The organism is Caballeronia zhejiangensis, assembly GCF_000698575.1.
Lineage (GTDB): Bacteria > Pseudomonadota > Gammaproteobacteria > Burkholderiales > Burkholderiaceae > Caballeronia > Caballeronia zhejiangensis.
Map to the genome: position 1 here is coordinate 1 of NZ_JFHD01000041.1, position 18,001 is coordinate 18,001.

General features: G+C 53.1%; 11 protein-coding genes, 2 pseudogenes and 1 riboswitch. Of the genes and pseudogenes, 6 read left to right on the top strand and 7 right to left on the bottom strand.

The genetic code is table 11. From position 1 onward, the window contains the following. Together BG60_RS36510 and BG60_RS37375 are read right to left on the bottom strand one after the other, a co-directional pair. On the bottom strand, positions 1–1,462 hold a 1,462-nt coding region (locus tag BG60_RS36510), incomplete at its 3' end, for an HNH endonuclease (protein WP_150126553.1). Between the two features lie 248 nt (positions 1,463–1,710). Next, positions 1,711–2,109 carry a HEPN domain-containing protein gene (locus tag BG60_RS37375; protein WP_075583589.1) on the bottom strand — a complete coding sequence of 133 codons (399 nt, stop codon included), beginning with the start codon at positions 2,107–2,109 and terminating at the stop codon, positions 1,711–1,713. 18 nt (positions 2,110–2,127) lie between these two features. Here BG60_RS37375 and BG60_RS30805 point away from each other — a divergent pair, with 18 nt between their 5' ends. Both BG60_RS30805 and BG60_RS30810 read left to right on the top strand, forming a co-directional pair. Further along, a complete protein-coding gene (locus BG60_RS30805) occupies positions 2,128–6,165 on the top strand; it encodes a helix-turn-helix domain-containing protein (RefSeq protein WP_034473886.1) in 4,038 nt (1,345 codons plus the stop codon). A gap of 286 nt (positions 6,166–6,451) precedes the next feature. Next, the gene (locus BG60_RS30810) at positions 6,452–7,627 is read left to right on the top strand and encodes a lactonase family protein (RefSeq protein WP_033536354.1); all 1,176 of its coding nucleotides are present in this window, start codon (positions 6,452–6,454) and stop codon (positions 7,625–7,627) included. A gap of 128 nt (positions 7,628–7,755) precedes the next feature. Here the strand turns inward: BG60_RS30810 and BG60_RS30815 are convergent, their stop codons facing one another. Beyond that, a complete protein-coding gene (locus BG60_RS30815; protein WP_051627153.1) occupies positions 7,756–8,253 on the bottom strand; it encodes a 6,7-dimethyl-8-ribityllumazine synthase in 498 nt (165 codons plus the stop codon). A gap of 100 nt (positions 8,254–8,353) precedes the next feature. Then, positions 8,354–8,519: riboswitch (FMN riboswitch) on the bottom strand. A gap of 363 nt (positions 8,520–8,882) precedes the next feature. Continuing rightward, complete coding sequence (locus BG60_RS30820) at positions 8,883–9,446, bottom strand: acyloxyacyl hydrolase (protein ID WP_033536355.1); 564 nt, start codon at positions 9,444–9,446, stop codon at positions 8,883–8,885. A 499-nt stretch (positions 9,447–9,945) separates the two neighbouring features. Here BG60_RS30820 and BG60_RS30825 point away from each other — a divergent pair, with 499 nt between their 5' ends. Beyond that, on the top strand, positions 9,946–10,314 hold the full coding sequence (locus BG60_RS30825) for a hypothetical protein (protein ID WP_008348650.1): 369 nt from the start codon (positions 9,946–9,948) through the stop codon (positions 10,312–10,314). 69 nt (positions 10,315–10,383) lie between these two features. Here the strand turns inward: BG60_RS30825 and BG60_RS30830 are convergent, their stop codons facing one another. Next, positions 10,384–11,784, bottom strand: coding sequence for a sensor domain-containing diguanylate cyclase (locus tag BG60_RS30830; protein WP_235366237.1), 1,401 nt, complete (start codon positions 11,782–11,784; stop codon positions 10,384–10,386). A gap of 1,255 nt (positions 11,785–13,039) precedes the next feature. On the opposite strand from BG60_RS30830, the gene BG60_RS39760 reads away from it, so the two are divergent. The 3 genes from BG60_RS39760 (at position 13,040) to BG60_RS30840 (ending at position 16,344) form a co-directional block, all read left to right on the top strand. Beyond that, a complete protein-coding gene (locus BG60_RS39760; RefSeq protein WP_080443024.1) occupies positions 13,040–13,204 on the top strand; it encodes a carboxymuconolactone decarboxylase family protein in 165 nt (54 codons plus the stop codon). A 980-nt stretch (positions 13,205–14,184) separates the two neighbouring features. Continuing rightward, positions 14,185–14,301 (top strand): LysR family transcriptional regulator, encoded by a 117-nt coding sequence (locus tag BG60_RS37385; protein WP_080443023.1) that lies wholly within the window; start codon positions 14,185–14,187, stop codon positions 14,299–14,301. Positions 14,302–15,333: 1,032 nt separating this feature from the next. Then, positions 15,334–16,344: a hypothetical protein gene (locus tag BG60_RS30840; protein ID WP_140401997.1), complete on the top strand. Its 1,011-nt coding sequence runs from the start codon at positions 15,334–15,336 to the stop codon at positions 16,342–16,344. A gap of 325 nt (positions 16,345–16,669) precedes the next feature. Here the strand turns inward: BG60_RS30840 and BG60_RS30845 are convergent. Both BG60_RS30845 and BG60_RS37390 read right to left on the bottom strand, forming a co-directional pair. Then, positions 16,670–17,311: pseudogene (locus BG60_RS30845) on the bottom strand (DUF1109 domain-containing protein). Next, positions 17,308–17,856 (bottom strand): annotated as a pseudogene (locus tag BG60_RS37390) (sigma-70 family RNA polymerase sigma factor). The pseudogenes BG60_RS30845 and BG60_RS37390 overlap by 4 nt, the downstream one beginning before the upstream one ends. Positions 17,857–18,001: the final 145 nt, after the last annotated feature.

Genomic DNA, 18,001 nt, shown 5'->3' on the forward strand with positions numbered 1-18,001 from the left:
TGTTATTTGGCAGTTCAACCCGCTGTTCGTACTTGAATGGAATCGTTTCGATCTCGCCTTTCACTCGCTCGACTCCGCTGAGGTCTACAGTTCGCACTTCGCTCCGGCCGAACTTTGCCTCGACCTCAGCTAAGCCCCCAATATGAGGGAATGGCATGATCTCAAAGAGTTTCCCATCGCAGAGAGCCTTATCCTGTTCGTGCATCGGCAACGCGATCTGCAGATGGAGGTGGGAAAATTGAAGCACGAATATCAAATACGGAACTCTGCTCGCAGAATCTGTTCTGCGAAGCACGGCGTATGTAATTGACCCATTTAAGGTTTGTACTGGAACAAACTGTAGCCACACGGACAGGGGCTTGAACTTATAACTTTCAAACGTATGGCTTTTTTCGAGAATCCACTTTTTAAGATGCTCACATTCAGACGCGTAGTCCGCGGGCATCACGGCCAGCGCCATCTTGACAATGCATTTATAGGCCGCCATAGGAACGTACGCCTGACGCTCTACCCTCAAATGGATGCGATTTTCACCAGACTCGATGAGGCCACTTTCGCCGATCGACGAAACATACAGCTTCAGATGAGTCACATCGTCCGCTTGAACACGCATCTTTCCGTCACCTGACTTGGATGTCGGAATACCTTTGCGCCCTGCTACGCGAAAGACTGAGCGCCAAGGCTGCGTCCACTTCGCAAAGTCGTCGTCAAGCATGTCTCCAAAATGGCGATTACACGCATCGCACTCCGCCAGGTCGACAAGCATCTTGTTCCCGATCTGTTCTGGAAATGCGTGAGACTTCCAACGGAACGTAGCATCCGGCGGCGAATTGCCACAATAGCGGCATCTCCCTGTGCCATCGTGCGGCACATATCGGCTCGAGTTTTCTCCTCCAAACGTATCGGACGCGACGACTTTATAAAACTGTCTGTACCAAGATAGCTTTTGCTGCAACACCGATGTACGAGCAAAACCTAATTCTCGCGACTGCTCTTCCTCCTTCCAACTTATCCGGTTCGAGTCCGGCGCCAAGCGCATATAAGCTTTAAGATCGCGTTCTCCAAGGGGCACGAAAATCAACGCGCCAGCTGTATCTAGTACTTGAGACGCCTCAAGCTCGAGCACACTCGTACCGAGCGCGACGATGGTCTCATGCTCGTATGTGACAAGTTTCGTCGTGTCGATCAAGTTGAACTGGACACCATCCGCGGCGCAGTGCCCTTCTCCAAGCAAATGGTCAACCAAGTCGACTGACATCGCGCTTTCGAGAACATCGCGCGCCGGCAGGTCATTGCCCATCCACAGCACAATGATAGGTTTTTCTTTCTTTCGAACCAACCACACCGCCGTCTGAAGCGCGCACGCTAAGGCAATCCCGTTAGATTTATACGGCGGTGTGTGGGCCCTAATGATTTTGCAGCCCGCGTGTTGCTTCAAATTAGCATCATTAGAAAACGTCACCGAATTGACTCCTCGTCAGAGCGGTCGAGCCAGTCATGTTCCATAATAACGGCTTGCAAGTCGCCTGTGTCCAAACGACGGCATCTGCAAATAAGCAGGCGTCTGTATTTTTGTGACAGTCCCATGTTAAAACTCACCCGATGTTGACTGACAAGAGAGCAAAGTTGCGCGATGAACTTCTGTCGTCGGCGAACATCTTGCGATATGTCGTGCATCCATCAATGGATATTTCAAGGCGATGGTGCATTTCAGACGTCAATCATGGCTTCGAAAATCCGCTGGCCGAGAAGCAAAGACCCGTAATGGGCTTCAACGGCTTCTTCGAGAGAAACCGACGTTTCACCGTAGCGTACGTCTGCAGGTGTTTGCAAACACCTGATAGCGAGTTCTTCAAGCGGCCGCATACCGCCAGTTTCTGCAAGCCCCGCTAGCGTCCGAATGTTGTGGTTGCGCGGAAAGTCGATCAGCTTCATCTTTAAAAAAGATTTGAGTATTTTTTCCGCTGCCTGTGCGGACGACCATTTCGACTGTCCATAGTGCGGGGGGACCGAAAAAACGTGTTTGACCGCTGCGTGAATGTCCGAAAGGGTGACGCCGGACTGCTTTTCGATGATAATACACGGTAAACTGTGTGTGAGAAGTGGCACTCGGGAATTTTTATTCAGATGAATTCATTACATTTTGCCTACGCCAACTTTGGGGAATTACTCGGACGCTTGCGGCTCGGCGCTGGCTTCATCAAGCAGCAAGAGCTAGCCACAGCATTAGGAAGGACCCAACAATCGGTCAGCCGTTGGGAGAGCGGTGCTGCTCGCCCACGCGTGAGCGACATCCGCGCGCTTGAAAAGCTGCTCGGGGCGAAAGATGGTGAGCTCATGATCGCTGCGGGATACCAAACTGCGCCGCAAGAGGTCTCCTTCGAGACCTCGACATCGCTTGACCGGCCTCTTCCACTCCCTGCTCTAACGCCTGAGACTTTTGAGAGTTTCTGCGCCTCTCTGCTCGATGGTCTGTACAGAACTCGCGATGGCAAGGTGTGTCGATACGGCGGTACCGGTCACAAGCAGCACGGAATTGATCTTGTCGCCACCGGCCCCTTTGGAATACATACATTCCAATGCAAGCGAGTTAGTGAATTCGGTGCCCAAAAGGTGCACGCGGCTGTTGCCCAGCAAACGTTCGTTTCTGATCACAAAGTTTTGCTTCTCTCCAGCGTTGCTAGCCCAAAGGCACGAGATGCAATCGCTCTCCATTCCGAATGGGAGTTGTGGGATCGAGAGGACATAACGCGAAAATTTCACCAGTTGTCCGCATTTGATCGTTTGGACCTAGTTGACCGCTATTTCAACGGACAACGCCTCGACCTGCTTGGAGAGCGAGAAGCCGGCCCAATACAGACGGCGGAAGCCTTCTTCAAGCCGTTCTTAGTCCCTGGCCGATTTTTTAATCATTCGTGGGAGCTCATTGGACACGGCTCTGAGGTTGAAGAAGTTTTTGATTCCTTGCGCGACGATTCAATCCTAGTGACTGGACTTGTCGGTGCCGCCGGATCTGGAAAAAGCCGAATTCTGTACGAGATAACGCAGAGACTCGCTGACGAAACCTCCTTCCTGATTGGATGTATTTCTCCGACAGAGGAGATAAAAGCTCACCACTTGGAAAACCTGCGTGATTCCAATGGTGGAAAAACCATTCTTATCATTGACGATGCACACGAGCGCGAGGATTTGGGAACACTTTTGCGTCATGCTTCGGTGCCCGAGAACAATACTCATTTGCTCCTAGCGTTACGCCCCTATGGAAGAGAAGCGCTTCGACTCCAGGCTGCGGATGTGAGCTTGTCAGGTCCACTTGTCCGCTTTGTGGATGTCCAGCAGCAGACCCGCGAACAGGCACGTGCCCTCGCAGAATCTATCCTCGCGGCGTGCGGTGCACCTCCAACTTCGGCGTCTGACATAGCTGGTGCAACTTACACCACTCCACTTGCGACCGTACTGGCGGCACAATTGGTCGCTCGCGACAAAATTTCTCTACAGCTACTTGGGAACGCGGAAGATTTTCGGACCCACGTGCTTTCTCGGCTTCAAGACGTAGTTGCCCTCACTCTAGTAGGAGGTCAGGACGTTCAAAGACTTCGCGCTGTGCTTCGAATCATCGCGTTGCTTCAGCCCATTATCCCTGACGACCCCAGTTTCCTTAACATCCTCGCACAGGTCGAGGGTGTTGGACAGGCAGATGCTACCCGGTTAATTCGTCTTCTCAGCGAGGCAGGCGTTCTTTTTAAGCGCGGCGCTCGACATCGCCTTGCTCCTGACCTCTTGGCAGACGAAGTCATACGCGAGCACTACCTAGGAGCCAACGGCGAAGCGAATCAGGACGTCTCGAAAGTCTTCGACCTCTCCTGCGCGCATCTCTTAAAGAACTTGTTCATCAATCTCGGCAGATTGGACTGGCGCTTACGCGAAGGCAGAACTGACGACAGCTTATTGCTCAACAGTCTCAAGACAAAACTGCAATGGGGCACGAAGTATGACAACCCGCACGCGGAAGCTGTCGAGGCAGTAGCTTATTACCAACCTCGCTTGGCTCTAGACTTTGCAAAAAGGCTCATCGATGAAGGCCACGGAAACACCGCTGTCGTATGCAATATGATTCGGAATGCCTCGTACACCTACAACCACTTGAGCGAAGCATGCCACCTTCTTTGGATCGCGGGACGAAACGATTCTCGGCCTATAAACCAAGACACGAGTCACGGGATACGCGTGCTGAAAGAGTTGGCGACAGTGCAGTTGAACAAACCCCTCGAGTATGTCCAACAAGTCGTCAGATTCGCGTTGTCGCTTTTGGAGCGACCTATGTCTCTCAATTTTGAGCACGCACCATTCTCTGTTTTGGAAGGGGCGCTAGGCACTGAAATCGAAACGACCAACTATGCAAAGGCGACCTTCACATTTACGCGCTACCAGCTTCCGCTGAGTCAAGTTCAAGCTATCCGCGACGAGATAACTGACGCACTGCTCAGTTGCTTGCAAGAAAGGTCGTCCCGCAAAGCTTTTTTGGCAGCACAAACCTTGGCGCAGGCATTGCGCGGTCCGATGCACGGCGATACGTCTGATCAGGCTTGGCAAAAGGCTCACTATAAGCTGCTGCACGAGCTTTATCTCACTCTACAAGAATTCTATCTAGACCCGGTCGTCCTCGTGCAGGTCGCAAAATCCGTAGCCTGGCACGCTTTTCATGGTTGGAAAGACACGTCATCGGAAGCAAATGCAATTTTGGCGCTGCTGAACCGGGATTTGAGAACACGCTTGACCAGAGCCCTCGTTGACGGTTGGGGAACGGACACATGGAAGCTCCATAGTTCACTCGAGCGTGAGGAGCATCACTGTGACAAGCGATTGTTGGCTGAAGAGTTAAGGGCGACCTTCTCCAACTCCCATGACCTCCTCAACGAATTGGATGAATGCCTCTTGGATATTTCGAAGGTGACTCGCGGTGCACATGGAGCGCCATTTCTGTTCATAAACCAGCTCATGGATTCCCAACCCGAGCTTGCCGGCGAGCTGGTGTTAAGAAGCCTCGAGCGTCGAGCTGGCCACCTGAGTCCATACGTAGGCCATGCATTGTCGGTAATCCTGTCCAACGGTGATACAAGTCTCATAAACGATTACATCGCGAGCGGAGAAAATTCATCGGAAGCTCTAGCCAAAGTTGCAGAAGCCTATGGGACATTTTCGACAACTCGACCTTACACGCTTTTTGAAATTAACCTGTTTAAGCGGATCTTCTCAACGACAGACCCGCAGGTATTGTTTTGTGCCTCAAGGCTGCTACGCCAGCTAGCCGGGCGTTCACCAGCATTAGCGCTTGAGCTCGTCTGCCTAGTAGATTTCCTTGTGGATGCCAGAGCTGTACACGACATGTTCATGTGGATGGCAGACGACAAGCTCATTCCCGCTGGGGAGGTCAATATCAGGCGGCCCGAGCTCTTGAGGAAACTGGTCGCATTAGACGATCTGGACGATCATTGGATTCGAGAGTTCCTGCTTTCATCGATGAAGCAGTCGCCCTCAAGTGTCGTTGAAATGGTTAAGGCGAGAATTGTCGAGGCTCTGCGCAGAAACGACTGGACTTATACTCCACTTCAAAAGGACTTCAACGGCAAAGGCTTGGAATTATCGGAGATTGAAACAGGTCCTTATTTGCTCCGAGACCTTTTAGACTGGGCGCAAAGCAATGCGTTTGAAGGGCGAAGCCTCCAACTCGTCGGTGAAGCAATCTCCGGACTCTGCGGTGACTTTAGTGAGCCTGTATTGGAAACCCTTCTTGCATGGACGTCGGGTGGAACGTCAAGCCACGGGACGCTTGCAGCATTCATCTTGGCCGAAAGCCAGCCCACAATCATCTATGAGTTTCCGACGCTGATACGGAGATTTCTCGATGCGGCCGAGCTGATCAGTGAACCCGTCATGAACAACGTCCGAACCTCAATATCGATGGCTGCACTCTCTGGAGGACGAATGGGAACCCCTGGCGAGCCGTTTCCCGAGGATATTCGCCTAGAGAAGCATTGCATCAATATGTTAGCCACGTTAAGTCGCGTGGAGCCTACGTTCGAGTTATACGACGGGCTGCTCAAATACGCTCGCCACTCCATTGCTCATCAACGAAGGGCCGATGATCTCGATGAGGACGACTAGAACGCAGATGTTGCTCTGTAAATCGGCGCCTACTCTCTTCCATCGATTTGGCGAAAAGCTCAGGGGCTTCCTGTGTTCCTCGTTATCCTTTCATTTTCATGAACTCGCATCAAATCCAAAGCGATTAACTCCCACGCTTTAGACCGCCAAGTCTCGCAGCTTTGATCGAAAAGTTTTTGTCCGCTTTTGTAACCATCTCGCGCTCGTCGACGAACTAGAGCGTATGGCCCGGCAAATTCAGACAACGGTCATGAGCAACAATTCCAACTGCGAGAGGTAACGAGGAATGAAGCAACATATTCTGCTGGCAGCAACTATGACCGCCATGCTTGCTGCGTGCGGCGGCGGCTCCGACGACAATCCGGCACCCGTGCACCAACTGTTTGCACAAACTAACGACTCATCGAACACGGTTGTGCGCTTCGTGCGCAACGCAGATGGCACGCTTACGCCGAAGGGAACGGTCGCGACAGGAGGCAGAGGGACAAACGGCGTCAACTACTTCATGGGCAACATCGTGGCGCCGGACGCTTTGACCAGTAACAACAGTCTCATCGTCTCGCCCGATGGCACACGCCTCTTTGTCGCCAACGCGGGCGACAATACCGTAAGCACGTTCTCAATCACCAGTTCAGGCGACTTGTCGCTGCTGGCGGTCTCACCGACCGGAGGCGTACGTCCAACATCACTGGCGTTTTCGAACGGCGTGCTCTATGTGACCCATCAACAGGGTGCTCAGGAGCTTGGCGCCTATCGCGTCGGGTCCGATGGGAAACTCACATCACTCGCCCAGTACACCGTCGCTGCGCAAGATGCCCTTCCAACCCAAGTCGCCGTCAGCCCCGACGGGAAGTTTGTTGTCGTCAATGGGTTCCTGAAGACCGTCACTCCTGTCACGCCTTTGAACATGCTTCTCGCCTATCCGATCAACAGTGATGGAACGCTGGGACAGCCCGTAAGTAGTAAGTCAGCAGGGGTCGGGCCGTTCGGTGGCCGATTCGGTTCCGGCGCGCTGGCAGCCGCCTACATCGTCACAGAGGCAGCCGGAGGCACGGCCAGTTCATATTCGCTTTCCTCAACGGGAAGCTTTTCGACGCTAAGTGGACCTATCGCTGTCACCGGCCAACAAGCGCCGTGCTGGATTGCTCTGACGCCGGACAACAAGTTTGCCTACGTTGGCAACGGTAGTGGCGCGGTGTCGCTTTTCTCTCTCGACACTACCGGTAAGCTGACACTCGTCAACACAGCGGTTGCGACAGAAACGGCAGTTGCAGGTCAAGCTTCCGCATTCGCTAACGACTCTTGGATTAGTCCGGACGGCAAATACCTATATCAGGACTATGCCGGCGACGACAAAATCGTGTCATACACGATCGGACCCAACGGCACACTGACGAAGCTCGGTGAGCAACCTGCCAACACAGTGTCGAAGATCAGCCTCCAAGGTCTTACCGGTACTTGATTTCGCCGTGCTTTAGACGAGACCCGCGCCAACCGCGAAATTATTTCGCGAGATGTGCGAGCCTCGCCCTTGGGAAAGTGGCCCAACGCCGGGCCACTTTAAATCGCGTGTTCTTCAACTGACCGACGTCAAACTGGCAAGGCGCTCAGTTTGACCACCGTGTCTGCGCACGCATGCGCGGCCTCGGCGCCCTTGACCACAAAATGTTCTGCAAAAAAGCTGATATGTTCTACGCCGCCGTGGAAATGATGGGGCGTCAGAACCGCAGAGAACACCGGCGTGCCCGTTTCGAGTTGCACTTGCATCAGCCCGTTAATAACCGCCGTCGCAACGAAATCATGCCGATAGATACCACCGTCGACAACAAGCCCTGCCGCGACGATGCCCGCGTAACGCCCGCTTTGCGCCAACCGCTTGGCGTGGAGCGGGATTTCAAATGCGCCCGGCACCTCAAAGAGTTCAATGTCTTCCAGATTAAAGCCCTTCTTGACCAACGACTCGACAAATGAGGCCTTGCATTGATCGACGATGTCTCGATGCCAGCAGGCCTGGACAAATGCGATACGGGGACGCTGAGAACCAGCAGAAGAGACTACGTCTGCTTCGATAGGGTTGGAGCTATTCATGAGCCTATGCCTGTTAGTGTGAACAGGGCGAAGGACAGCGAATGAAAACTAGGCGCGAACATGCGCACAAATGCGCGAGCACGCCTAATCTAACTAGCTATCCTGTTCTCTTTCATCCGGACTATACCGTCGGCCCCGGAATCTAACCGAGTCTGCTGACCCTATCGAACAAGCGATCATTCGATAAGCGCTCGCGGGCTACATCCCTTGGCAATTGCTGGATGATTACCGCCGGTGGGGAATCTCACCCCGCCCCGAGAACATGTTCTTCGTGACATGAAGAAAGAGGTGTACGGTACCACGAATCTACAATAAAAAACGCGCCCCAATTCTTACGCCTGGTGAGTGAAAGAGAGAGAATGACGCATTCGTTCCACGCTCACCGTTCTCACTCGTGCGACAAAGCATGATTTGCATAAGCAATGAGAAAACGATTGCCAGACCGACTGCGATAACTGCGTGTCACGTCTCGGCCCAACAGCAGGAAGGCTTGGGGCGGAATGGCGCAAAGAGCGCAACTTATCTTCCAAACCAATTAATGGCACCGCTTCGCTCGAGGAGACGGCACGTGGACGACACCTCGCGACTTCCTGTTCGCATATTCAGAACGATGCGTTCGTGTTTTCTGATCAGAAATTGTATTGCAGATAAATCTGTTCAAAATTGATGCCAGGGTTCGGCTCTTTGATGCTCGCGTTCGATAGATGCTGAAAGCGGAACCCGGCCTGGTAGCTCTGCTTCTGCCCGAAGATCATGCCGACGCCAACCATATCGGCAAACTGGAAGCCAGTCGATAGCGTGTAGTCTTGCGTTATTCGGGCATGCGACAGCACTCTCACGCCGACTCCGGCCTCAACGAATGGTCGGAAGTAGCCGGAACTCTTTATGAACCTCAGAACTGGAGTCAGGCCAAACTCCCACACGTTCGAATTCACAGCGTTGCTCTCGGTCGTATGCCAGTAGCCGATGTGCCCTTCACCGACGAGCGTGAAATGAAATCCACTAACTTCCCACCAAGTCAGGTTCGGATCCCACACAACCCCAACATCAGCCTTCTTGAAGTCGTGATTGGCTACGCCACCTGCGATCTGCAAACCCCAACGATCGGCATATGCTGACGTCGTGCCGAGGCTGAGTGCGACTGCGAGAGCGCTACGGAAGATTTTGTCACGCCAGAATGTTTTAGTTTGCATGAGCGTACTGAGGACGTTAGCGGCGACCTTAGCCGAAGAAATGTCGAGCGATTGTAGTGCTCCCCAGCTAACGTTGCATGGATCGCCATTCCTCAACCTACCATTACCATATCCAATCCCGTCTATCTAAACAGGATCGAGGTGGTAGTGATGCGCAAGGATGCTCCCGCCGCCCACTGAGACGTGCGAGTAGCCAAATCGAACTTCTGCTGACGGAGTCTTCGCTATTTGTTTAGTTGCTATGGAGAAACAAACTTACTAAACTCCCTACGCCGCTCATCTCAATTTACGCGAGTGGTTCTGTAATGTCGTATTTGAGCGCCGTACACGTTAAGGTCGGCATCGATTAGTGGCTTCAAAAACTATCAAAGCGGAAAGCGCCCGTTGGCAGTCGACGGCACTGAACCGGAAATCGGCCATGGCAATGAAATCCAAAGCGTCGTCCTCAATTCGACCTCCCCTAACACACTCCGAGATAGCCGATGGAAAGCGACGAAGCATGTTTGAGGTCGTGGCCGCCATCATCGCCTACCTTGCTTTCACCTCAGCAGTAGCGATTGCTGCGGTCAAGACTGACTCTCAGGCGCCCGCCTTTGCAGCCATCGCTACGGTGTTCGTGCTCGCGGGAATTTTGATGGTCAGCTTCGTGTTTCACAGGCTCGACAGGTACACCCCTGTGTCCGAGTGCGGTGTAAAAGAAATTGACGAAATTGCACGCCGCTGTCGACAATGCGGAGAATACAAACTACGAGTCGTTGCCATGGGCCGCCCATTGCTTGGAGAGGATCTGCGGATCCTGTCTCAATTCCTACACGGGAAGACTTACGGCGACATTGATTCAAGTACGGACCCGGATGGCGCTGATTGAAAGGTCGTTGGCACGAATCCGCGGCGAACCTTATATAAGACTGCTGTTTGCACGACCATGCTAGGCGTATTAGTGTGTCTGAGCAGGCGGCATATATTTCTCTGAGATGCCGCTCATGTCTGCCTCTATGTCGATAACCCGGTTTCGCCCGGATGCCTTCGCTCGGTACAGGCCGGCATCCGCCGCGCCAAGAATACCCTTGGGCGATTTATCGAATATTGACGTCCAAGCGGCATGACCGATCGAAACTGTAATTGGCGCAGAGCATTGGGATGTGGACGGGAGCGAGGCGACCCTTTCGCGGATGTCCTCCGCGACACTCATTGCCGCCTTGGAAGAATGTCCAGGAAGCACGACGACAAACTCTTCGCCACCGAATCGTGCAGCGAAGCCCCCATATTTGTTGGTCGCGATGCTCAACGTGTGTGCTACTTGCTTCAGTGCCTCGTCGCCTGCAAGGTGTCCACAGGTGTCGTTATAACTCTTGAAATGATCGACATCAATCAGCAACACCGAGAACGGTCGTCTTCGTCCATCGGCAATAGCTATGAGCTTATCCAATTCCGCATCGAGATAAGAACGATTGAAAACGCCCGTCAAGCCGTCGCGTTGCGAGCTTGCCATGAGTTCCTGATGTGACTCGTTCAACGCGCGATACAACCTGTTCGTCTCGTGCATCAGCATCCCAAGAACCACACTCGACGACACCATGGAAGCTGCCTTAGCTGCATACCAGCCAACAGAAAACCGCGCGCCGCCGATGAGGGTAAGTATTACATCACCGAGATCAGCAAACAACACAACAGCGAGCCACAAATCCAACATCGAGCGCAGCCGAGTGACCATGATTTGGGCCCATAACGCCACGAGCGAGATAGACAGAACCAACACGGAAGCCGGACTCATCTGAAGACGCGCGTACGATCCGGTCGCTGAGACAATTTCTGGGAGATGAGTTTTACCTGCTATCGCTACGACTCCGAAGCCCGCAGCAAGTGCAAGCGCGCCGACGACGGAATACCGTCCGACGCCAACCTGGCTTTCGCTCACTCGACGCATCCGAAATGCGAGGGCAGTCGTAACAAGGGCCGGGAAGCCGCAGTGCCAAAAAACCCAGATCCAAAGCGAACTTTGAGAGCCAGCTCCAAGTAGCCCATTTGGGGCAAACACACCAGGAAAGGAAGCCAGCTGCAGAACAGCTGTTAAGCTAGCAAACGCATAAGCGCCGCTCAGCGAGGCAAACATCAACCGCCCAGTAACCTTGTACTCAGTCCATAAAAGATACGCAGTCAGCGATCCGGTAAGTGCCACCCAAGTTCCAAATATGGGCAGAAACTGAACAATAACAGTCGTTCGCTGCGAGGAGAAGTGCCAGACGATCGTTGTCTCAATCAGAACGACAAGAACAACTACGGCAGCCATGACGCGGTGCGCCTTACTTGAAGGCAATTGCAGGAGGGTGACTTCCATTGGACATCTAAACGGTAAAACTGATAAATGACGCAATCCCGAGAAGCGTCCCGCTTGTGGCGGCACTGCATATCGAAGAGCTAACGACGCGCGCTTGCCCATGCCGCCACAGAAGGTGTACTACGGGACCGGATAACATCTTAACGCTACGCCGTTATTGACCGCGCGATCTATTAGTTGTCGGCACTGATGCATTCTACTTTAGGTTGCCCACTCGCGAAGGCGCAGCAATCGAGAGGTACCGAGTCGAAAGCTGCGAAAAGCTAACGATCCTTTGCAGCGATAGTCCACTCCCTCGGTGCCCCCAAAGGAAAAAACACGGTCAAACTGAAGGCTTCGCGCAGGGAGATTCACTGCCATTCGACCTTGCAAATAAACAGCAGTTGACGCCTCCGAGGTACGAGCAAATGAAACTTGAGATACCTGATTTGCCGTTCTCACCATGGCGTGCGTGGAATCTGCGCGATCGGCCATCAGCCGACTTCGACGTTCCCCGTGAATTCGGCATTTTTGGTTTGTATCTACTGGCGGACGGGCACGGAGACAGCTGCTGCAAACGTCCAAGCACCGGGCGGCATCTTTGCCCCAAAGTCATCTACATCGGCATGTCGCAACACGTCGATCGGCGTCTAAAGGAAGCACATCACCCGGTCAAAGCATACCGCCTGCAATATCGCGATAGGCGATGTGAACGTCTTCACTCTGCGACCTGGCAATCCGAATGGAGCCATCAGGGCAGACCGCCCTTAGGTCTACTGTCAGTGACCATCGCTTTTTATGAGAGGGCACTTATGCTCGACTTCTATCGCGTCCATGGAAGACTTCCGGCTCTGAACAGACTGTAAGAAAATGAAGCTTGACTCAAGCGCGATTCGCTTATACCTAGAACGCGTTTACCCTTCGTTCAGCTTTGGATACATGGTCAGATCCGCTGTTCAGAACACCCTACATCCATCACGCGTTCTGAAACTCAGAACAACGCGTTCGGCGCGCAAAAAACAACGACGCGGGTCGTCATTTACCTTTTGTCGCTGAAGTTTGAAGATAGGGGGTGTCTAGCGTCCTGAAATAATGCCAACGATATCTTCCAGACACACCCGTAGCAACAACCTATCGAACGAAGGGAGAAGCGAATAGTAATCGACCTGCCTACGCGCAAGTCGCTGTAGGCGGTGTTGAAGCTCTCGGCGGGATCTACAGCGACGTCGCAAAGATGGCCCCATTGCATGTTCTAATCGAGCTGTAGTACCTTCGGGTGTCGCAGATCAATAACTGTGCGTTCTGTCTCGATATGCACACCCACGATCTTCTCAACAAAGACATAAAGGCTGAGAGACAAGCGTTGATACAAACGTGGGCGGGATCCGACGACCTCTTTGCCGTACTCGAACGTGCTGCTGGGCACGGGCCGAAACGGTGACGCCGGTTGCAGAAACTGGAGTTACCGAGGTCGCGCACCCCTGATCGCGCTTTTGAATTGACCGAAAAGCGCAGCGACTACCATGCTCTAAAAGTGTAATTTGATCGTCTAGACGACTGTTTGCCTGGCTTTCTATTTCAACGATTCCGGAATTGGCATGGTGGGTAGGCGTCTTGATGCTCCACAAAGGCCAAAGCGTCATTGCGATCAAGGCACATGCGCTTTGTAAGCTCGCACATGCAGGAACCTGAAAGCCTGAGAAAATGAGCAAAGCTCGGTTGTTTCGAACTGTCGGCCACTGGTGTGGCTGACGGGCTATTAGGAATATACGGCCGGGTTGAATCCGGCGTCAGACCTCGCGGCCGAGCAAGCGCAAAAAGTCGGTCACTTCGCGGCAGCATAACTGTCATCAGAAGTTCGAGCGAAATTTCGGCTCAGACGCAACGTTCTCGCATCGGCCGTCTCCCGAAGATTCTCACCTATCAACATTTCTTCGTCCGGTCGCACTTGTATGGATCTTCGCGCAGCTGTCTTAACCCCCACCGTGGTTCGAGCCTCGATGCACATGTCTTTAAGGCGTTCATCTCGCCGTTGCCAACTCCCGCCCGATACGGACGAGCCCGATTGAGGAAAAATCGCACAGGTCGAGATTGAAGTTTTCACTCAAGACACGCAGAGATAGTCGGAGCTAATATAGTGGGCGATTTAAGCTAAATATAGCCTAACTGCGACGTGCAATTATGCGAGCTTCGTGAAACATCGTTGCCCTCATGTTGCTCTTGCGCATTAAAACGAGATTCCAGCATGAAGTATGCGTCTAGCGGTACAGATCGGTACGAGCTGCGAATTGTTTAAGGAGAGCGCCAGGTGATGCCTCAAGACTTCGCTCTACTTCTCGGGCGAGCATTCGTTGCAGTATCGGACATCCGCAATTTCACGCAAGCTGCGGCCCGTCTTCACCAAACGTAACAGCAGTGAGCATGAGGATCGAGCGTCTCGAAGAGCTTATCGGTCAACGCCTGTTTGAACGCGACACTACAATCGTGCGACTAACTTCTGTCGGCGAGAGATTATTACGAGCGTGGCACAGCGCCTAATCGAGGCTCACGAAGACGCGTCCCTTGCACTTCAGCACGGACTCGCAGCCGGCAGCCCCAAGCTTGCCACGTCTGAGATCTTCGCGTCGTGCCTCATGCCGCCCATCCTGCGCACCATCAGAACAACATTTCTAAATATTGAGGTGGAAATTCGTTGAAGACATAGCTGGAAGCTGCTGAAATCAGCGGATTCCCACAACATCAACCTCGTCGTCGCCACGAAATTTCTGCGCACGAGCGACGGCGGCTCCTTGCAAGAGGGGCTCGCTCGGATGTGTCAGGAGAGCAGCCAAGTCTTTCGGCAAACTCCCCTCCCGCTAGCGGTATTTCCCGAAGCCTGCCTGGATCGCAAAGCAGGCATTGCGGCGTTTGGACAAGCAGAAAACGGATTGGCGATTTGCGTACACAAGCCTAAATCACGAGGGACTTCTCGCCGCAGTGGCAGCCGGAAGCGCCACTTCAGTCATGATCGAAAGTGCGGTCACGACCCATCACAGGTTTTTAATATCGGCTGATGGGTTCTCGACTCTCACTCCGACTGAGATATGCATGTACACGCCTCGGCCAGAGATTTAGCCCATCGTGAACAGAGTCGCCAAAAGCACACGACGCCATTTCGCAACTCGATCTGTCGAGCGCGAGGTCAAGTCGATTCGAGACCTGACTTGGACGGCAGAGTCCGCTTACGCGCAAAAAAGCGTACCTAAAAAGACCTCGGAAGCTGGCCAGCGCATGCTCCGCTATCAGGGATTGGACGGTATCGTCCCATCCCACGAACGCCGGCACTTTCGAATTGGTCAGGGCCAATCACCGCCTTTACAGCGGCTTCCAAGATTTTCGACGTCAGCGATCTTGATAGTCGACCTCACGTGGCTTCAGTGCTCCTGTCGCTACCTTATCATCAAGGTTGCATTCATCAGTCGTTCACAGGCATCCAATTTCTGATCACGTCGATGTCCGAATGTGAGCTGCACAACATACCGGCCAAAAATAACTCCTCAGTATCCCGAGAGCTAATCTCAGGGGGTCGTCATGCCACGGCAACCAGCGTTAAACAAATTGACGGCGAGCATCGTTTCAGCATCATTGCTGAGCGGCTGTCAGTTCCTGCATGTCGTAGGTGACGAGAAACATCCCTCCAGCGAGACTGGACAGGGACAACTCAAAGTCGAGCTCATGGGTAGCACGGACCTGCGCGGCGAAAGGCTCGGCAACGAGGATCCGCTAACAGACTTCAATAGATTCTGCAAGGCATCGCTTCAATCGCGGACGCAGCCCGTCCACAGCAAGGGACCGGACGAAGTATTTGTGGTACCGATACTTGTCGGCATCGCACTGGTCGCAGCGTTCTCGGTAGCAACAACGGAAGCGGAAACCTCGTTCGCTAGGTACGCAGACAAGAAAAAGCAGGCGTTCTCGTTCAACACAGAACATGCAGGAAACGTAGCTGCACTTGTGAGAGAAGGCCGCCCGACCTTCAATTGCTTGGTGATTCGCTTGCTAAACAAAGATAAACCTGCGGAAGCCGACTTGACTTTCGCGGCCACTTTGAAGATGAGCGGCGCGACACAGCCTATAGCTTGGCAGTGGGTCCCAACTTATTTCAAACTTACAAAGAGTTCGGCTCGAACCGATCGGTCGGGTCTTGTCGACGTTACAGTTGGTATCGCAATTTCAGGTGTGACGGAAAAAGGAAACCAATCCGTAGCTAACACTTCTATCGCGTTGAAGGGACTCTGCCTTCCCGGCGGTAGTGCGAAGGACTGCGCCCAAAACAGTGAGGGACAATGGCACGATGACAACACCAAGCTCCCTCTTGGTGTCTACAACGCTACGCCATGGTTCATCATTCCCGAGACCGACAAAGCCGGTGCTCAACAATGTAAAGGGGATTGCGTTCCAGGGACCATCACCGTCAGCGTCACTGAATCTGGAACAGGAGCGCCGGACTTTGGAGCGGCAAAGACAGAGCTCGAAAACACAGACAAAGCGTTAGCCACCGCTCTTGGCAAATACATCGACTCTCAAGCGCCCAAAAAGTAATTGGGCGCCCTCGAAGAGACGACTAAAGCCACCGCATCGGCATGTGACTTTGCTGCCAAGAAAAAAACGCCGGCGTGTTGCCGGCGTGAAAAGTCCGTCTTTCCGAGGGGTGGCGACGAACCTGAGAGAACTCCGATCCCGAAGCATCGTTAGGACTTATTCTACAGAAATTTACGTGCTTCGAATCTTTGATTGAAGAAACGGATTGTTCAATAAAACTATGTAATTCATAATCAGCCTTGAGCCAGACACGAAGCGCGAAGAGCGTTAGCTTGCTGCAACGGCCGGGATCGTGCGTATTCGATATTTGCTATGTCAGCGTTTTCTACCAATGCAAGAGCTTTGGACCCAGCCACGCACCAATCAGTGCTGGCAAGAGCATGCCCATTGCATACCAAACGCTCCAAAAAGCCGGGCTCATTTCAGGGCAGTGCAAACAATACACCACAGTAGCCATTGAACTTGCCAGCACGCCGCTCGCCGCGCCGGCCGTTCTTAAACGTGTGGGCGCTAGAGAATGCATCGCCCAGATGACTGCAGGAAAAAGTGGCAAGGACAAAAGGAGAATGTTAAAACGACAACTCCGCCATGTATGGCCAAGCACAAGCGGCCAACGAGCGCTTGGGGTTGTGGTATCGAGCGTCATTCAGCCGGCAACTGACACGACCAAAAATGGCAGGACGAGAAAGCACCAAGTGAGCCCTATACGGGCCCCTGGACGCCCCACGCGCTCAATGGTTAGCAATGCGCCCAATGATATTGCTGACGGAAACGCGAGTTTCGCCCAAAACACGCCTGTGCGAGCAACGCTGGCAAGGTCATGACGAAAGCCAAATACAATGCTCATCACGAGCAGAGAGCCCGCGACACCGCACAGCAACGCCTTCGCGAAGCGCCGCCTAACCATAGTACGGTCAACTTCAACCACACCGCTGGCAAGAACATTGATGAGATCGTCAGTTTTCATCGGAGACCTCGAATTTTCGCGGCGAGGGCTTTTAATCCGCGATGCACTCCAACCTTCACGGCCGACTCCGAAAGTCCGGTCATCTGAGCTGTTTCGCTTACCGATAGACCTTCAATCTTTACGTGAACGATCGGCAAGCGCTGCTTATCTGGCAAAAACTCGAGGAGTTTGCTGATGTCGCGGCGAGCCTGTTTTGGCTCGTTGTCCAAACTTCCGAAGAGCTCTTCCGGGTCGCCAATTACGACATGGAGCGATTCACGCCGTGCTCGCGAGCGAAAGAAATCCATCAGCTTGTAGCGCGCAATGGCGTGCAACTAAGCCGTCAACGGTTCGTTCAGCCGGTAGGTGTGACGAGCATTGTGGACTGCAAGCAGAATCTCTTGAGTTAGATCTTCAACGTCATCTAGATGTTGCGGAATACGTTTCCTAAGAAATGCTCGAAGGTGTTGAGTTAGATCTCGAAGAAATCCACGGTACGCGCTCTCGTCTCCGTCCAGGCCGTCAACAAGAAGCGCCCTTAAGCGTGTTTCTGCGTCATTCGACATGGGATTTTTAGAGCTTACGAAGCAGCATGCCGACAGTCTAGTCGAACGCGATTGCGAATAAATCGCAGCAGAATAGCTCAACCTATAACGCGCTGCAACAGCGCCCTCATCGTTCATCTCATCCTATCTCCGTTACGCGCTTGAT

Bases quoted from the DNA above. Each gene is read 5' to 3' on its own strand.
- BG60_RS30805 (WP_034473886.1), top strand. From the start codon at position 2,128: ATGAATTCATTACATTTTGCCTACGCCAACTTTGGGGAATTACTCGGA.
- BG60_RS30810 (WP_033536354.1), top strand. From the start codon at position 6,452: ATGAAGCAACATATTCTGCTGGCAGCAACTATGACCGCCATGCTTGCT.
- BG60_RS30815 (WP_051627153.1), bottom strand. From the start codon at position 8,253: ATGAATAGCTCCAACCCTATCGAAGCAGACGTAGTCTCTTCTGCTGGT.
- BG60_RS30820 (WP_033536355.1), bottom strand. From the start codon at position 9,446: ATGCAAACTAAAACATTCTGGCGTGACAAAATCTTCCGTAGCGCTCTC.
- BG60_RS30825 (WP_008348650.1), top strand. From the start codon at position 9,946: ATGTTTGAGGTCGTGGCCGCCATCATCGCCTACCTTGCTTTCACCTCA.
- BG60_RS30830 (WP_235366237.1), bottom strand. From the start codon at position 11,784: ATGGAAGTCACCCTCCTGCAATTGCCTTCAAGTAAGGCGCACCGCGTC.
- BG60_RS37385 (WP_080443023.1), top strand. From the start codon at position 14,185: ATGAGGATCGAGCGTCTCGAAGAGCTTATCGGTCAACGCCTGTTTGAA.
- BG60_RS30840 (WP_140401997.1), top strand. From the start codon at position 15,334: ATGCCACGGCAACCAGCGTTAAACAAATTGACGGCGAGCATCGTTTCA.